The following is a 15322-nucleotide window of genomic DNA, read 5'->3' on the forward strand; positions in this document are numbered from 1 at the left end:
CCTATTTCAGGCAGCTACCCGCGTCGACCGGCAGGGTGACACCCGTGATGTACCGGGATTCGTCCGAGGCGAGGAACAGCACCGCGTTGCTGATGTCGATGGGGTCCACCCACGGGATGGGCAGCGTGTGGAACATCTGGCAGATCGGGGCCATGTCGTCGGGGCCGGGGTTCTCCAGGTCCGGCCGGAACAGCTTCCAGGTCCCCTCGTTCATGATCATCGGTGTGCTGACGTGCGTGGGGTTGACGGTGTTGACGCGAATCATGTGCTGCCCCAACTCAACAGCGAACGACCGCATGATGCCCACCACGCCGTGCTTGGCGGCGACGTAGCTGCCGCAGTGGGGGTAGGCCTTCAGCCCGCCCACCGAGCTGGTCAAGATGATCGAGCCGCCCTTGCCGCCCGCGATCATGTGCGGCACACCGGCTTTCACCGACTTCCACACGCTCGACAGGTTCACGTCGATCATTTCCTGCCAGTCGTATTCGGAGGTCTTGTCCAGCGTGTCGCCGCCGTTGCCGATTCCCGCGTTGGCCACGATGATGTCCAGCCGGCCCAGCTGCTCCACCCCGCTGTCCACCGCGGCTTTCAGCGCGTCGTAATCGCGCACGTCGACTTCCGCGGTGAAGATCCTGCGGTTGAGGCCCTTGACCAGATCGGCGGTCTCGGCCAGGTCCTCGGGCGTCGACGCCGGGATGGTGGTGTTCTGCACGATCGGCTTACAGACGTCGACGGCGATGATGTCGGCGCCCTCTTCCGCCAACCGCACCGCGTGGCTGCGGCCCTGACCGCGCGCCGCCCCGGTGATGAAAGCGACCTTGCCCTCAACACGTCCAGTCATGGCTACCTCGTTTCGTTGATCGCTCGGTGGAGAACGGCCGGCATTGTCTCCCATCCCCGCACCGTGGAAGTCGGGGACAGCTTGCACTCGGAGAGGTCGACATCCCACTCCGGAAAACGCTTCAGGATCTCCTCGAGCGCGATCCGGCCCTCGAGGCGGGCCAGCGCCGAGCCTAGGCAGTAATGGGTGCCGACGCTGAACGTCAGATGCTGGCGCGGTTCGCGGCGGATGTCGAAAACGTCTCCGTCCGGCGGGAATTGGCGATGATCACGGTTGGCCGCGCCGATGAGCATCATCATGACGCTGCCCTCCGGCACGCGCTGGCCGTAGTACTCGACGTCGCGGGTGACGTACCTGGCCACGTGTGGCGCCGGCGGCTCGTAGCGCAGCAACTCCTCGATGGCCGCGGGAATCAATGACCGGTCGGCGACCAGCGCGCGCCGCTGGTCGGGATGTTCGGCCAGCACCTTCCCGGTCCACCCGATGAGCCGGGTGGTCGTTTCGTTGCCGGCGCCGGACACCACGCTGACATAGGTGAGCAGCTCGTCGCGACGGAGTCGGCGCACGGTGCCGGTCTCGTCCTCGAACTCGACGTGCAGCAGTTCGGTCATGATGTCGTCGGACGGATGCTCGGCGCGCCAGTCGATGAATTGCCCGAAAAACTCGCCGTTCATCATGTTTTCGGCCGTGGCGTCCATGGGCTTGCCGGCTTCGGTGCGCAGGTTGGCATTGGCGCGATCGCGCGCGGCTTCCTGGAACTCCTCGGGCACACCGAGCAGCATCCCGATCACCCGCATCGGCATCTGCGCGCCGAGGTCGGCGACGAAGTCGAACCGGTCGGTGCCGACCAGCGGATCCAAACTGTGCGCGCAGAATTCGCGGATCTTGGATTCCAGCTCGTTGATCTTGCGCGGCGTGAACATCCGGGACAGCAGCTTGCGGTGGATGTCGTGGATCGGCGGATCCTCGAACAGCAGTACCCCCGAAGGGATCTCGATGTTCGCCTTGATCAGCTCGAGGATGGCGCCCTTGGCCGAACTGAAGGTCTGGAAATCGACCAGCGCGTCATCGACGTCGGCGAAACGGCTCAGCGCATAGAAGTCGTGCTGCTCGTTGTAGTACAGCGGAACTTCCTCGCGCAGCCGCCGAAACATCGGATACGGGTCGGCGTTGAGTTCCACGTCGTACGGATCGAAGTACACATCGCTGGCCGCGCTGACTGTCACGGGTGATCAATCGCCTCTCGCCGAAACCGCGTTCGCCCCGTCCCCCAGGGGAGCGCCATCGTGTCGCCTGAGAACCCTGTCGTCGCCACCAAGCAGTGTCAACGACGAATCCGTTTTGGCTATTTGTAGTTCTAGATATTAGAGAATCTGATTCTCACCGGGCAAGTCGCGTGCGATAGTTGCTCACGCTCGCGCTAGCGGACGAATCCGCGAGAGCAGAAGTCCCACACCTCGTCGGCGGTGATGGGATGGATCGTCGCATCGTCGGAGCCCCCGCTGGACTGGGCGATGAACATGACCGTCTGCATCGTCATCGCGGCGACCCGCTTCGGGTTGATCTCCGCGCGCAACTTGCCCGCCTCGCTGGCTGCCTCCATGAGTTCGGTCAGCAATGCCAACAGGGGGGCGTGCGCGACTTTGACCTCGGCCGGGTGTGTGACCAGCAATCGCGGCGCAAAGTCGGTGAACAGCGGCCGCTTGGCCGTGGGATCCGGACGCGAGGCCTCATAGAGCAACTCGACGGCGACCTTGAGCCGCTCGAGGGGATCGCTGTGGCTTTCCGTGGCGGCCCGGATCTGATCCGCCGAGCGGCTCAGCGCGTCCTCGAACAGGGCGAGCAGCAGCTCGTGTTTGCCGTCAAACTGCAGGTAGAAGCTGCGCAGCGACTGCCGGGAGCGGTCGACGACCTCCTGGACGGTGAAGTCGGTGCTGCCCTTTTCGATGATGATGGCCTGCGCCGCGTCCAGGAAGCGCTGCACCCGCTGCGCGGCCCGCAGCTTGGCCGTCTTGATCGACCGCTCGACGGCGCGCTGTTTCCAGGCCGGCTCTTCGCTCGGGCTGGTCACGACCGGCTCAGGGGATTGCCGCGAGGGGAGAACATGATTGGACTCTACCGGAGAACGCCGTGACATCGGTGCGCTCGACCCCCTCACGGACGACGTGTCTGAGATTGTAACTTTCTAACGACGAGAATACTATTCTCTTACACGCGTGTATGGAAGCGGAATCGCAAGAGCGAACTGCGCCGTCAGCGGAAACCGTGATCTACCCCCGGTCAAGGAGCGCCGTGCAGCTGACTTTCGACGCCGACGTCGAGGCGTTTCGCGCTGAATTCGTGGCCTTCCTGGACGCCCGTCTGCCTCCGGAGGCCGACGCATGCGAACGGCCGCGGTCCAGTTCGCACATTCCGGAGTGGGCCCGCCGATGGCAACGGTTGCTGTTCGACAGCGGGTGGTTGCTGCCGGGCAACCCGCCGGAGTTCGGCGGACGAAATGCGACGCTGTTGCAGCAATACGTGTACCTCGAGGAGTTGTCGCGGCGGCGGATCTACCAAAGTTTCAACCCGCAGGGCGTCGGCATCATCGCGGCATCGCTGTTGACGTTCGGCACGCCGGCGCAAAAGCAACAATGGGCGGTGCCGATTCTGCGCGCCGAGATCACCGCGTCGCTAGGCATGAGCGAACCCGGCGCGGGCTCGGATCTGGCGTCGCTGAGAACGCGGGCGGTACTCGACGGCGACCACTTTGTGGTCAACGGGCAGAAGGTGTGGACGTCGGGCGCCCACGACGCCGACGTGCTGTTGACGTTCGTCCGCACGGACCCCGAGGCACCAAAACACAAGGGCATCAGCGCATTACTCATTCCGACCGACACACCCGGCGTGGTGCGCCGTCCGTTCGCGTCAGTGTCCGACGGCGAAGACGTCGACTTCAACGAGGTGTTCTTCACCGACGTGCGCGTGCCGACCGAGAACTTGGTGGGGGAGCTCAACGCGGGCTGGCGGGTGGCGACCGGTTCGCTCGGTCACGAGCGCGCCATGTTGTGGCTGGACTACGCCGCGATGCTGCACGCGCTGACCGTCGACTCCGGTCCGTCGGGTCCGCTGCAGCGCGACCTGTACGCAACCCTGGTCATGGACTGCTACGCGCTGCGGCTGATGGGGTCCGCGGCGTTGGCGAAGGCCGCCCGCGGGGATGAGGACGTGCCCGCCCAGTCGGTGCTGAAGCTTCTCGGTTCGGAGGCAATGCAACGCGCCTGCGAGGACGCGCTGAATGCGCAGGGACCGGACGCGCTCGTACTGCACGCGGTCACCGCGCCGTTCGCGCCGCTGAACCTGGACAGCCACTACGGCAGCTGGTTCGACCGCTACGCGCGCACCTTCGCCGCGACCATCGCCGGCGGGACGTCAGAGATCCAGCGGAACATCATCGCCGAACGCATACTCGACCTGCCGCGCAATTAGCCTGCGCGAGCGGCCAATTCAGCGGCCGGGTGGTCGGGCGTCCATCCAGGCGTAGTAGCCGATGGCGACGAGCCCGGCGACGATCGCCGCCGCCCCCAACACGATGCCGGCGATTGCGGCGCGGGGGTTGTTCGCCTCGCCGCGCTGCACCCGCCGCCGCGCGACGTCACCGGTCAGCACCGCGGCAATGCCGAGCGGCACTCCGATCAGCAGCCAGCAGGTGCTGAGCGCCGCCGCGCCCAGGATGACAGATGCGACGCCGACCTGGTTTCGCGGCGCGGCGGGGCGACCCATGTTCGCCGATTCTAGGCGGCCCGGCAGCGGGCGTGACCTTCGCCGCCTACAGCTCCGCCAGCCGCGGCGCATACCCCTTGGACCGCAGCGCCTTTCCCGCCTCATGGGTCAGTTCTCGCGCGCTGCCGAGCAGCCCGTCCAGCACCAGCGCGCGTTTGACGTGGCGGTGCAGGGGGTGTTCGGCGGTGAACCCGATGCCAGCGAGCACCTGCTGGCAGTGGCGCGCGGCACAAAGCGCCGCCTGGCCGGCCGCGGCCTTGGCCAGCAGGCTGGCCAGGCCGTCGGGGTCGTCGGTTTCCGCGGTGTGCAGGGTGGCCTCGGCGCCCTCGATCGCGACGAGCGTCTCGGCGAGCCGGTGGCGGATCGCCTGGAACGAGCTGATGTGCCGGCCGAACTGAACACGATCCAGGGCATGCTGGCGCGCCATTGCGAGCATCGTTCGGCTGGTGCCCACCAGCCACCACCCCAGGGCGCGTCGCCCGGCGGCCAGCGCGGCCGGCGGCAACGGCTCTTCCCGTGACACCGGGCGCAGCGGCAGCTCGTCGTCGAGCGCGGTGCCGGGACCGCCGTCGCGCTCCCACATCACCCAGCGTCCGCCGGCGAACGGCAGCGGCACGCTGCCTGTGACATCGTTGAGGACGGCGGCGTGCGCGCCCGTCTCACCGAGCAGCCGGAACACCAAAGGGATTGCAATGTCGGGGATTTCGTTGAGCATGTCGAGCCAGCCGAGTTCGGCCAGCGCCGCGTCGAGCTTCGAACCGCTTGCGGTCGTCATGGCGGTGCGCAGCGAGTCGGCCAGCATGCGCAGTGCCTCGGGATCCACAGCTCACTCCTTCCCGAGGTCGAGCAGCCGGCGGGCGATGATGTTGCGCTGAATCTCCGCAGTGCCCCCGTAGATCGTGGCGGCGCGCGAGTACAGGTATTCCGAGCGCCACGGCGTGTCGTCGAGCTCCAGCGTCCCGGGGAGCAGGTCGCGGACGGTGTCGTACAGCCGTTGTTCCGCGGTGGCCAGCAGCACCTTGTCGATCGAGGTTTCCGGCCCGAGCCGCCCGCCGTCGGCGAACCGGTGCTGGGTGGCGCGGGACCGGCAGCGCAGCGTGTGCAACGCGAGATAGGCCGCGCCCAAGGCGGATTCGTCGGCGTCCTGCGCCGTCTCGGTGATGAGCTCGTCGAACCGCGAGTAGAGGTAGGCGATGCGCTGCCAGAAGCAGGTGGAGCGTTCATAGGGGAGCAGGTCCATCGCCAGGCGCCAGCCGTCTCCGGGTCGGCCGAGCATCCGGCTCGACGGGATCACCACGTCGTCGTAGTAGACCTCGCAGAACTCGTCGACGCCGTGCATCGTGCGCAGCGGCCGGATGGTGATGCCCGGGGTGTCCAGGTCGACGAAGAACGCGGTGATCCCGTCACGGCCGGGGGCGGTGCGGGTGAGCAGGACGCACCGTGTCGAGAACTGCGCGAAACTGGTCCAGACCTTCTGCCCGTTGACAATCCAGTCATCCCCACGGGGTGTGGCGCGGGTGGTCAGCGAGGCCAGGTCGCTGCCGGAGCCCGGCTCGGAAAACCCCTGACTCCAATGCTCGCGGCCGCTGAGCAGCCGCGGAACCATCTCGGCGGCGAGTTTCTTTGGGGCGTAATCGATCATGGTGGGCGCGAGCACTTCGAGCATCGAGTACGGTCCGGGTTCGGCGAGCCGGCGGCCGACCACCTCTTCGCCCACGATCGCGCGCAGCACTGCGGGCCCGCCCAACCCGCCGACTTCGACCGGCCAGCCGTAGCGCATCCAATCGGCGTCATACAGGGCCCGGCTGACGCGGGCGAACTGCCGCATGTGGCCCTGCAGCGAGTGGTCTGGGCGGGGGGTCAGGTCGTTGTCATCGAGCCACGCGCGCAGACCCGACCGGAACTCCTCGACATTCACGGGGTTGGGCGGCCCACGGCGTGCGGGCGTCCGGAGTCGTGCACCCCGCTGCGGCGGATGAACGTCATGGCCCGGGTCTTGAGCCGCCATCCGTCGGCGGTGCGGGAGTAGGTGTCGCGGTAGTAGCCGATGCGCATGTCGTGGGTGGCATGCTCGATGAAGCACAGCGGTTGGGTCCCGCTGGCCGAGTCGCCGTCGATGTCGACTAGCGCAGTTCCGGTGAGAAACAGGCCCTTTGGCGCGGCGGCCACCAGTTCGGGGAACCTGTCCAACGAGTACGTGTCGCCGAACGCGCTGTAGGTTCCGTCGGGCGTGAAGACGCCGATGAGGCCGTCGATGTCCTGCTGGGTGATGGTGACCGCGTAGCGGGCGAGCAGCTGCTGGATCTCGACCAGGTCGTCAGTCCTGCTTGGCATAGACCTTGCCGCCTTTCATGACAAAGCTGACGTGCTGGGTAACGGTTATGTCTTCCAACGGGTTTCCCGGTACCGCGATGATATCGGCGAGCTGGCCCGGCGCGAGCCGGCCGCGGTCGGTCGAGTTGATCAGCTCGGCCGCGGTCACCGTCGCCGAGCGCAGCACCGCCAACGGCGGCAGCCCCCAATTGACAAGGGTGACAAGCTCATCGGCGTTGCGGCCGTGCGGGATTGCGGGAGCGTCGGTGCCCACCGCTATCTTCACGCCCGCCTCGTGCGCGGCCAATATCGAGGTCCGCGCCTTCGGGAACATCTCGGCGGCCTTGGCCTGCAGCTCGGGCGGGGCGTGCGAGACGTCCATGGCATCGCCGTCCGCCAGGCGGCGGGTGCTCACCAGGAACGTGCCGTGTTCGACCAGGGCGGCGATGGCGTCGTCGTCGATCAGGAAGCCGTGCTCGATGCAGTCGATGCCGGCGGCCACCGCGTGCTTGACGGCCTCGGCGCCGTGCGTGTGCGCGGCCACCCGCAGCCCGCGCCGGTGTGCCTCGTCGACGATCGCGCGCAGTTCCTCGTCCGAGTAGTGCTGCGCGCCAGGCGGTCCCGTCAGCGACATCACCCCACCCGAGCAGCACACCTTGATCAGCTCGGCGCCGTGCTTGATCTGGTAGCGCACCGCCTTGCGGATCTCGTCGATCCCGTTGGCGATGCCCTCCTCGACCGTCAGGTCCAGCACGTGCGGCGCGAAAGCGGCGAACATCGTCGGGTCAAGATGCCCGCCGGTCGGCGTGATGGCGTGGCCGGCCGGGACCACCCGCGGGCCCTCGACCCAGCCCGCGTCAATTGCCTTGCCCAGCGCGACATCCAGCAGGTAGCCGCCGGTCTTGACGAACAGCCCGAGGTTGCGCACGGTGGTGAACCCCGCCCGCAGCGTGCGGCGGGCGTTGCCGATCGCCCGGAGCACCCGCGTCGGCGGATCGTCCTGGACCTGTGACAGCCCGGGCTTCTCGCCGCGGCCCCCCATCAGGAGGTTGACCTCCATGTCCATCAGCCCGGGCAGCAGGATCTGGTCGCCGAGGTCGATCAGCTCGCCCTCGGTGTCGCCGCCGACGCCTTCGATGCGGTCGCCGTCGATCCGCAGGATGCCGGGCCGCAGGATTTCGCCGGCGTCGACGTCGAGCAGCCCGGCGGCCTTGAGCGTCAACACCTGTCAGATCACCGGTTCCCGGATCAGCTCCACCCACGCCGCGCCGCTGTCGGGCACTCGAGGCTGCTTCCAGGCCTCTATCGGGAACGACACCATGACCAGGGACTGCATGAGGTGCATCAGCGTACGCGCGTCCTCGGGCAGATCGTCCAGCGGGAACTGGTCGCAGTAGGCGATGGCGTCGTTGAGGCGGGGAAATGCCGCGTCGTAGAACGCCTGCATCTCGGGCATGGTGGAGGCCAGTCGCTTGGCGTAGCGCTCCGGCTCGGTGGCCAGGTCCCAATCCAAAAACGGTTCCAGGTCGGCGAATTCAGACGGCAGCGCCATTGTTGGCGTACTCCTTCACATAGTCCTTGGTCACCTTGTGCAGATGGCGAATCAGGACCTCCTGATCGCACAGCAGGAACTCCTTGACGGCCCGGGTGCCGATCATCGTTTGGGTCGCTTCCAGCGTGTTGGCGTCCTGCAGCGCGTATTCCTTGAACGTGACCGCGGCCAACTCCTGGGCCAACCGCTCCCGCGCGTTGCGCGGCGGAACGAAATACAGCGTGCACTCGAAGATGTGCTTGTCGACGGCGGTGGGCCAGTAGTGGTAGGTCAGGAACCAGCCCGGCTCCCAGATCAGCAGCATGAAGTTCGGGTAGAAATGCCAGGAGTCGATGCCCCACTGCGGCACCCGCTTCACGTTGATGCCCGGGGGCAGCTCGAGGTTCTCGATGATCTCCGGCTTGTCCCACGGGCCGAACAGCCCGCTGCGGAGCACCTGGTCCATGGGCTTGACCATGGACATGTCCTCCGGAGGCGCCTGACCGCCCCAGGTCGACTGCAGGCTGTGTGGGCTGGCCACCTCGTAGTGCAGCGCCTCGTAGCCGAACTTTTGGATCTTGGCGGCTTCTTCCTTGGTGTATTGCCCCTGATGCAGGATCGGCGCGTGGTAGAACTCGACGAACGCGTCGATGAACAGCTTCCAGTTGCTGCCGACCTCGGCCCTGTACGAGTAGGTTTCGGTCATCTCGCCGAAGGGGTAGCCCTCGATGCTTTTGGCCAGCGGTCCGAGATAGTCGACCAGTGGCGCCGCGTTGTTGTCGAAGTTGACGAAGATGAAGCCTTCCCACACCTCGCAGCGCACCGGCGCCAGTCCGTACTGGCTCTTGTCGACGTCGAAGAACTCGTCCTCCTGCTGGATGAAGGTCAGCTCACCGTCCAGGCTGTAGCGCCAGGCGTGGTATTTGCAGGTGAATTGCCGGCAGGTGCCGGAGGTCTCCTCGTTGGGAAAGTCGTTCCACACCAGCTTGTTTCCGCGGTGGCGGCACACGTTGTGATACGCCTTGACGGACCCGTCCTTGGTCTTGACGATGATCACCGACGTGCCGGGGCCCACCGACGGCAGTTCCCTGGTGAAGTAGCTGCCGGTGCGCGGCAGCCGGTTGACTCTTCCGACGTTGAGCCACATGCGCTTGAAGACCGCGTCGCGCTCGGCTTCGAAGAATGCCTGGTCGATCGAGTCGGTGTAATCGACGGGCGCGGTGCCCAGTTCGGGATAGTTTTCTGTCCAGCTTCCTGCGGCTGGTTTCGGAAAGTGAGGCAATGCTCTACCTTTCTTAGTGACCCTTCTCGAGCTGTACGCCAAAAGTGTTGATGGCCATCGCGAGTGCGATGTAGCCGCCGATGGTGAAGACCAAGTCCATGCGCTGGCGTTCGTCGAGCCGTTCGCAAAGCGCGGTCCACGTCTGATCCGAGATGTTGGACTTCTCGTCGAGCTCGTCGACGGCCGCGAAGACGGCGCGGTCGAACTCGTCGTTCGTCTCGCCGGTTTGGGCGGTGGCGATCTCGGCCTCGGACATGCCCGCCTTCTTCGCGATGTCCACGTGGTGTGACCATTCGTACTCGCACCCGCGGCGATGGGCCACACGCAGGATCGCCTGCTCGCGGATGCGCGCGGGCAGGGAGGAGTCGAGTAGTAGGTAGCCGCCGAACCGCAAGAATGCGCGGGCCAGTTTCGGGTGCCGTGCGAGCGTCGACATGAGCGTGCCGGCGTCCTGCGGGTTGCACCTTTCCGGGGGCAGCATGCCGGAAAGCGACCGCTGGACAGCCTCGTCCCACTGATCAGCCGGCAGCGGCTGCACGCGCATCGGCAGTGTCCTCTCGGTCAAAGAGAATCATATTCTCATTTCCAACTAACAGACTTGCATGATTCGGTCGGCTGGTCAATGCCCGCGCGCACGGATCGGGACCGGCCGACGACGCCGGCGCCCGCGGTCCGGCGGTTGCCGCCCACCCTTCGGCCGAGCGCGTCCGTCGCGTCGCGACGGCGGGCAATCCGGGTTTTTGTTTCGTGGCTGGTCACGGCGCCGCCGTTCGCTGCGGGCGCCGATAGATGTTGATTCTCACTTCGCGAGAAGATAGTTTTCAAAATAGTGGTCTTGGCGCTCAGCGGCGGTTCGCCGTGCCCGGGAGCAGCGCGTCCGATGGATTCGATCGAGAGGGAACGGCCATGAACAAGGAAGACATGATCCTGATCAGCGTGGACGACCACACCGTCGAGCCGCCTGACATGTTCAAGAACCATCTGTCGTCGAAATACCTCGACGACGCCCCCCGGCTGGTGCACAACCCCGACGGCTCGGACATGTGGAAGTTCCGCGACACGGTGATTCCGAACGTGGCGCTCAACGCGGTCGCCGGCCGGCCCAAGGAGGAGTACGGGATCGAGCCGACGGGTCTCGACGAGATCCGGCCGGGTTGCTACAACGTCGACGAGCGGATCAAGGACATGAACGCCGGGGGCATCCTGGCGTCGATCTGCTTCCCGTCCTTCCCGGGCTTCGCCGGTCGCCTGTTCGCCACCGAGGACCCGGAGTTCTCGATAGCCCTGGTGCAGGCCTACAACGACTGGCACATCGACGAGTGGTGCGGGGCGTATCCCGCGCGGTTCATCCCGATGGCCATACCCGTGATCTGGGATGCCGAAGAGTGCGCCAAAGAGGTGCGACGGGTGTCGAAGAAGGGTGTGCACGCCCTGACGTTCACGGAGAACCCGGCCGCGATGGGTTACCCCAGCTTCCACGACTCGTACTGGAATCCGCTTTGGAAAGCGTTGTGCGACACCAACACCGTGATGAACATCCACATCGGATCCTCGGGCCGGCTGGCCATCACCGCGCCCGACGCGCCGATGGACGTGATGATCACGCTGCAGCCGATGAACATCGTTCAGGCCGCCGCCGACCTGCTGTGGTCGAGGCCGATCAAGGAATACCCGGACCTCAAGATCGCGCTGTCGGAGGGCGGCACCGGCTGGATCCCCTACTTCCTGGAGCGCGCCGACCGCACCTTCGAGATGCACTCGACGTGGACGCACCAGAACTTCGGCGGCAAGCTGCCGTCCGAGGTGTTCCGCGAGCACTTCCTGACCTGCTTCATCAGCGACAAGGTCGGCGTCGCGCTGCGCAACATGATCGGCATCGAGAACATTTGCTGGGAGGCCGACTACCCGCACAGCGACTCGATGTGGCCGGGCGCGCCGGAGGAGTTGTGGGACGTGCTGTCCATCAACAACGTTCCGGACGACGAGATCAAGAAGATCACCCACGAGAACGCGATGCGGTGGTACTCGTTCGACCCGTTCACCCACATCACTCCGGAGCAGGCCTCGGTGGGCGCGCTGCGCAAGGCGGCCGAGGGGCACGACGTTTCCATTCGCTCGTCGAGCCACCACACGGAGACCAGGGCGGGTTCGTCGTTCGCGGACTTCGCCGCTAACGCCAAAGAGCTCACCGGCAACAAGGACTGAGCGCGCCCAAGTCGACGAGCAGACGCAAAAGTACCCAATTCGTCGGCGTGTCGGGTGCTTTTGCGTCTGCTCGCGCTGAAAGGAGGCACCGCTCGTGCCCGGCGGTGGAATGAATTTCGAGCTGACCGATGACCAGGAGCTGATCCGCCGGTCGGTGGCCGAGCTTGCCCGCAAGTTCGACGACCACTACTGGATGGAAAGAGACCTCGCGCACGAGTTCCCGACCGAGTTCTACCGGGCCATCGCCGACGGCGGCTGGCTGGGCATGACGATTCCGACCGAATACGGCGGTCACGGCCTCGGAATCACCGAGGCCACACTGCTTCTCGAGGAAGTGGCCAAGTCCGGCGGCGGCATGAACGCGGCCAGCTCGATCCACCTGTCGATCTTCGGCATGCAGCCGGTGGTGGTGCACGGCTCCGAGGAGCTCAAAGCCCGCACCTTGCCTTCCGTCGCGACCGGCGAGGTGCACGTCTGCTTCGGGGTCACCGAACCCGGTGCGGGGCTTGATACCTCGCGCATCACCACGTTCGCCAAACGCGACGGCGATCGCTACATCGTCAACGGCCGCAAGGTGTGGATCTCCAAGGCGATGGAGTCCGACAAGATCCTGCTGCTGACCCGCACCCAGAGCTACGACGAAGTCGCCAAGAAGACCGACGGGATGACGCTCTTCCTCACCGACCTCGACCGCAGCAAGGTCGACATCCGCCCGATCCGCAAGATGGGCCGCAACGCCGTGAGTTCCAACGAGCTGTTCATCGACAACCTCGAAGTCCCGGTCGAGGATCGAATCGGCGAGGAGGGCAAGGGATTTCAGTACATCCTCGACGGCCTCAACCCGGAACGGATGCTGATCGCGGCCGAGGCGCTCGGCATCGGCCGCGTCGCCCTCGAAAAGGCGGTGAAGTACGCCAACGAACGCGAGGTCTTCGGCCGGCTGATCGGCATGAACCAGGGCATCCAGTTCCCGCTGGCGGACTCGCTGGCCCGACTGGACGCCGCCGAGCTGATGCTGCGCAAGGCCACCTGGCTGTACGACAACGGCAAACCCTGTGGGCGCGAAGCGAATACCGCCAAATACCTGTGTGCCGACGCCGGCTTCACCGCCGCGGACCGGGCATTGCAAACCCACGGCGGCATGGGCTACTCGGAGGAGTACCACGTGGCGCGCTACTTCCGGGAGGCCCGGCTGATGAAGATCGCGCCGATCAGCCAGGAGATGATCCTCAACTTCCTGGGCGCCCACACGCTGAAACTTCCCAGAAGCTACTGACGAACGCCCACGGCCCATGACCGCAACCGACGACCCCGTGCTGCTGTCGGAGGACCGCGACGGGGTGCGCACGCTGACCCTCAACCGCCCGCATCGCAAGAACGCGATCACCCCGGAGCTGTGGATCGCCTTGCGACGCGCCCTCGATGGTGCCGGCCGCGACCGCGGCGTGCGCGCCCTGGTCATCACCGGCGCCGGCGGGAGCTTTTGCTCCGGCGCCGACATCTCCGTGCGCGACGACGTCCATCCGAAAGACAAACTGCAGCGCCTCACGGACGTGGCGCTTGCGCTGCACGAGCTTCCGATCCCGACGGTCGCCAAAGTCACCGGCGTGGCGGTCGGCGCCGGATGGAACCTGGCGCTGGGGTGCGATCTGGTGGTCGCCACGCCGGAATCGACTTTCTGCCAGATCTTTTCCAGGCGAGGACTGTCCATCGACCTCGGCGGCTCCTGGCTGTTGCCGAAACTCGTTGGCCTGCAACAGGCCAAGCGGCTCGCGCTGCTCGCCGAAACCATCGACGCCGCGGAGGCGCACGCCATGGGTTTGGTGACCTGGGTGGTGCCGGCCGCCGAGATCGACGCCTTCGTCACCGACCTCGCCGGGCGGTTGGCGGCCGGCCCGCCGATCGCGCTCGCCCAGACCAAGGCCCTGCTCAACGAGGGCGCCGACCGCACCCTGCGTGACGCGCTGGCCAGCGAGGCCCGCGCGCAGGCCGTCAACTTCGCGACGACGGACGCCGCGGCCGCCTATGCCGCGTTCGCGGAGCGACAAGAGCCGTCGTTTACTGGTCGGTGGGCGCTGTCGAAATCTGAGCAGGATCGGAGTGAACATGCGTGAGACGGTCATCGTCGAGGCGGTACGCACCGCGGTCGGGAAGCGCAACGGCGGGCTGTCCGGCATGCACGCCGCCGACCTGTCCGCCGTGGTCTTGGACGAACTGCTGGAACGTGCCGGCATCGGTCCCGAGATCATCGACGACGTGATCTGGGGATGCGTATCCCAGGTCGGCGACCAGTCCAGCAACATCGGGCGCTACGCGGTGCTGGCAGCCGGCTGGCCCGAGAGCATCCCCGGGACCACGGTCAACCGGGCGTGCGGTTCCAGCCAGCAGGCGCTGGACTTCGCGGTGCATGCGGTCATGTCCGGCCAGCAGGACGTCGTCGTCGCCGGCGGCGTGGAGGTGATGAGCCGCGTTCCGCTCGGGGCGGCCAGGGCCAGCGGGATGCCGTATGGCCCGAAAGTCCTTGCCCGCTATGACGACTTCTCCTTCAACCAGGGCCTGTCGGCGGAGATGATCGCCAAGAAGTGGGGCTTCTCCCGCGGCCAGCTCGACGAATACTCCGTCCAATCCCACGAGCGGGCCGCCGCGGCCCAGGACGCCGGGGCCTTCACCGCGCAGATCGTTCCGGTCTTCACCGACGAGGGCGACGTCGTCGTCGACGACGAGGGGGTGCGGCGGGGGACCAGCGTCGACAAACTGGCCGCGCTCAAGCCCGCGTTCGTCGACGACGGCGTCATCCATGCGGGCAATTCCTCCCAGATCTCCGACGGCGCGGCGGCGCTGCTGGTGACCACTTCCGAGATGGCGATCAACCTGGGCCTGACGCCGCTGGTCCGCTACCGCGCCGGCGCGGTCACCGGAGCCGACCCGGTGCTGATGCTCACCGGCCCCATCCCGGCGACCGAAAAGGTGCTGAAGAAGGCCGGCGTCGCGCTGGACGAGGTGGGCGCTTTCGAGGTCAACGAGGCCTTCGCTCCCGTGCCGCTGGCGTGGCTGGCCGAGACCGGCGCCGATCCGCGCGTGGTCAATCCGCTGGGCGGCGCCATCGCGCTCGGCCACCCGCTGGGCGCTTCCGGAGCCGTGCTGATGACGCGCATGGTCCACCACATGCGCGACCACGGCATTCGGTTCGGGCTGCAAACCATGTGCGAGGGCGGCGGCACGGCCAACGCCACCCTGGTCGAGCTGGTGAAATAGCGCGGTCGAGTTCTCGTCGAGATCGACGCGGGCGCGGAAAAGTTCGAGTGGCCTGCACGCTAACGCCGATCTCGCGGTGACCTAGTACGCCGTCGTCCGCCCGAGGCCCTTGTCACGGGGGCCAAACCAACCT

The 15322-nt window shown here is 66.4% G+C and carries 16 protein-coding genes; 5 read left to right on the top strand and 11 right to left on the bottom strand.

From position 1 onward, the window contains the following. Window position 1 precedes the first annotated feature (1 nt). The 3 genes from OQ968_RS01180 to OQ968_RS01190 all read right to left on the bottom strand — a co-directional run bounded on the left by OQ968_RS01180 (window position 2) and on the right by OQ968_RS01190 (window position 2912). On the bottom strand, window positions 2-841 hold the full coding sequence (locus OQ968_RS01180) for a mycofactocin-coupled SDR family oxidoreductase (protein WP_324673835.1): 840 nt from the start codon (window positions 839-841) through the stop codon (window positions 2-4). A gap of 2 nt (window positions 842-843) precedes the next feature. Further along, window positions 844-2067: a cytochrome P450 gene (locus OQ968_RS01185; protein ID WP_324673837.1), complete on the bottom strand. Its 1224-nt coding sequence runs from the start codon at window positions 2065-2067 to the stop codon at window positions 844-846. Window positions 2068-2261: 194 nt separating this feature from the next. Continuing rightward, entirely contained in the window at window positions 2262-2912 is a 651-nt protein-coding gene (locus tag OQ968_RS01190) for a TetR/AcrR family transcriptional regulator (protein ID WP_324673839.1), read from the bottom strand. A gap of 221 nt (window positions 2913-3133) precedes the next feature. On the opposite strand from OQ968_RS01190, the gene OQ968_RS01195 reads away from it, so the two are divergent. Further along, on the top strand, window positions 3134-4309 hold the full coding sequence (locus OQ968_RS01195) for an acyl-CoA dehydrogenase family protein (protein ID WP_324673841.1): 1176 nt from the start codon (window positions 3134-3136) through the stop codon (window positions 4307-4309). Window positions 4310-4327: 18 nt separating this feature from the next. Here OQ968_RS01195 and OQ968_RS01200 read toward each other — a convergent pair whose 3' ends face one another. Genes OQ968_RS01200 through OQ968_RS01235 form a run of 8 tightly spaced genes read right to left on the bottom strand, consistent with a single transcriptional unit; the run spans window position 4328 to window position 10273 of the window. Next, a complete protein-coding gene (locus OQ968_RS01200; RefSeq protein WP_324673843.1) occupies window positions 4328-4603 on the bottom strand; it encodes a DUF4190 domain-containing protein in 276 nt (91 codons plus the stop codon). Window positions 4604-4649: 46 nt separating this feature from the next. After that, the gene (locus OQ968_RS01205) at window positions 4650-5405 is read right to left on the bottom strand and encodes an acyl-CoA dehydrogenase family protein (protein WP_324674994.1); all 756 of its coding nucleotides are present in this window, start codon (window positions 5403-5405) and stop codon (window positions 4650-4652) included. Between the two features lie 24 nt (window positions 5406-5429). Then, on the bottom strand, window positions 5430-6521 hold the full coding sequence (locus OQ968_RS01210) for an acyl-CoA dehydrogenase family protein (protein WP_324673845.1): 1092 nt from the start codon (window positions 6519-6521) through the stop codon (window positions 5430-5432). After that, window positions 6518-6937, bottom strand: coding sequence for a nuclear transport factor 2 family protein (locus tag OQ968_RS01215; RefSeq protein ID WP_324673847.1), 420 nt, complete (start codon window positions 6935-6937; stop codon window positions 6518-6520). Before OQ968_RS01215 ends, OQ968_RS01210 begins: the two co-directional genes overlap by 4 nt. Next, window positions 6921-8141 carry an amidohydrolase family protein gene (locus OQ968_RS01220; protein ID WP_324673849.1) on the bottom strand — a complete coding sequence of 407 codons (1221 nt, stop codon included), beginning with the start codon at window positions 8139-8141 and terminating at the stop codon, window positions 6921-6923. Before OQ968_RS01220 ends, OQ968_RS01215 begins: the two co-directional genes overlap by 17 nt. 3 nt (window positions 8142-8144) lie before the next feature. Continuing rightward, window positions 8145-8468 (bottom strand): hypothetical protein, encoded by a 324-nt coding sequence (locus OQ968_RS01225; RefSeq protein WP_324673851.1) that lies wholly within the window; start codon window positions 8466-8468, stop codon window positions 8145-8147. Continuing rightward, window positions 8452-9729, bottom strand: a complete 1278-nt coding sequence (locus tag OQ968_RS01230) for an aromatic ring-hydroxylating dioxygenase subunit alpha (protein WP_324673853.1) — start codon at window positions 9727-9729, stop codon at window positions 8452-8454. The genes OQ968_RS01225 and OQ968_RS01230 overlap by 17 nt, the downstream gene beginning before the upstream one ends. Before the next feature lie 13 nt (window positions 9730-9742). Continuing rightward, window positions 9743-10273: a carboxymuconolactone decarboxylase family protein gene (locus OQ968_RS01235; protein WP_324674996.1), complete on the bottom strand. Its 531-nt coding sequence runs from the start codon at window positions 10271-10273 to the stop codon at window positions 9743-9745. 362 nt (window positions 10274-10635) lie between these two features. Between OQ968_RS01235 and OQ968_RS01240 the strand changes: the two genes are divergently transcribed. The 4 genes from OQ968_RS01240 to OQ968_RS01255 all read left to right on the top strand — a co-directional run bounded on the left by OQ968_RS01240 (window position 10636) and on the right by OQ968_RS01255 (window position 15189). After that, complete coding sequence (locus OQ968_RS01240; protein ID WP_324673855.1) at window positions 10636-11934, top strand: amidohydrolase family protein; 1299 nt, start codon at window positions 10636-10638, stop codon at window positions 11932-11934. 109 nt (window positions 11935-12043) lie between these two features. Further along, on the top strand, window positions 12044-13210 hold the full coding sequence (locus OQ968_RS01245) for an acyl-CoA dehydrogenase family protein (protein WP_324673857.1): 1167 nt from the start codon (window positions 12044-12046) through the stop codon (window positions 13208-13210). 16 nt (window positions 13211-13226) lie between these two features. Continuing rightward, window positions 13227-14048 carry an enoyl-CoA hydratase/isomerase family protein gene (locus OQ968_RS01250; protein ID WP_324673859.1) on the top strand — a complete coding sequence of 274 codons (822 nt, stop codon included), beginning with the start codon at window positions 13227-13229 and terminating at the stop codon, window positions 14046-14048. Beyond that, window positions 14041-15189 (top strand): thiolase family protein, encoded by a 1149-nt coding sequence (locus OQ968_RS01255; protein ID WP_324673861.1) that lies wholly within the window; start codon window positions 14041-14043, stop codon window positions 15187-15189. The genes OQ968_RS01250 and OQ968_RS01255 overlap by 8 nt, the downstream gene beginning before the upstream one ends. Window positions 15190-15322: the final 133 nt, after the last annotated feature.

The sequence above is a fragment of the Mycobacterium sp. 663a-19 genome, assembly GCF_035616495.1.
Classification (GTDB): Bacteria; Actinomycetota; Actinomycetes; order Mycobacteriales; family Mycobacteriaceae; genus Mycobacterium.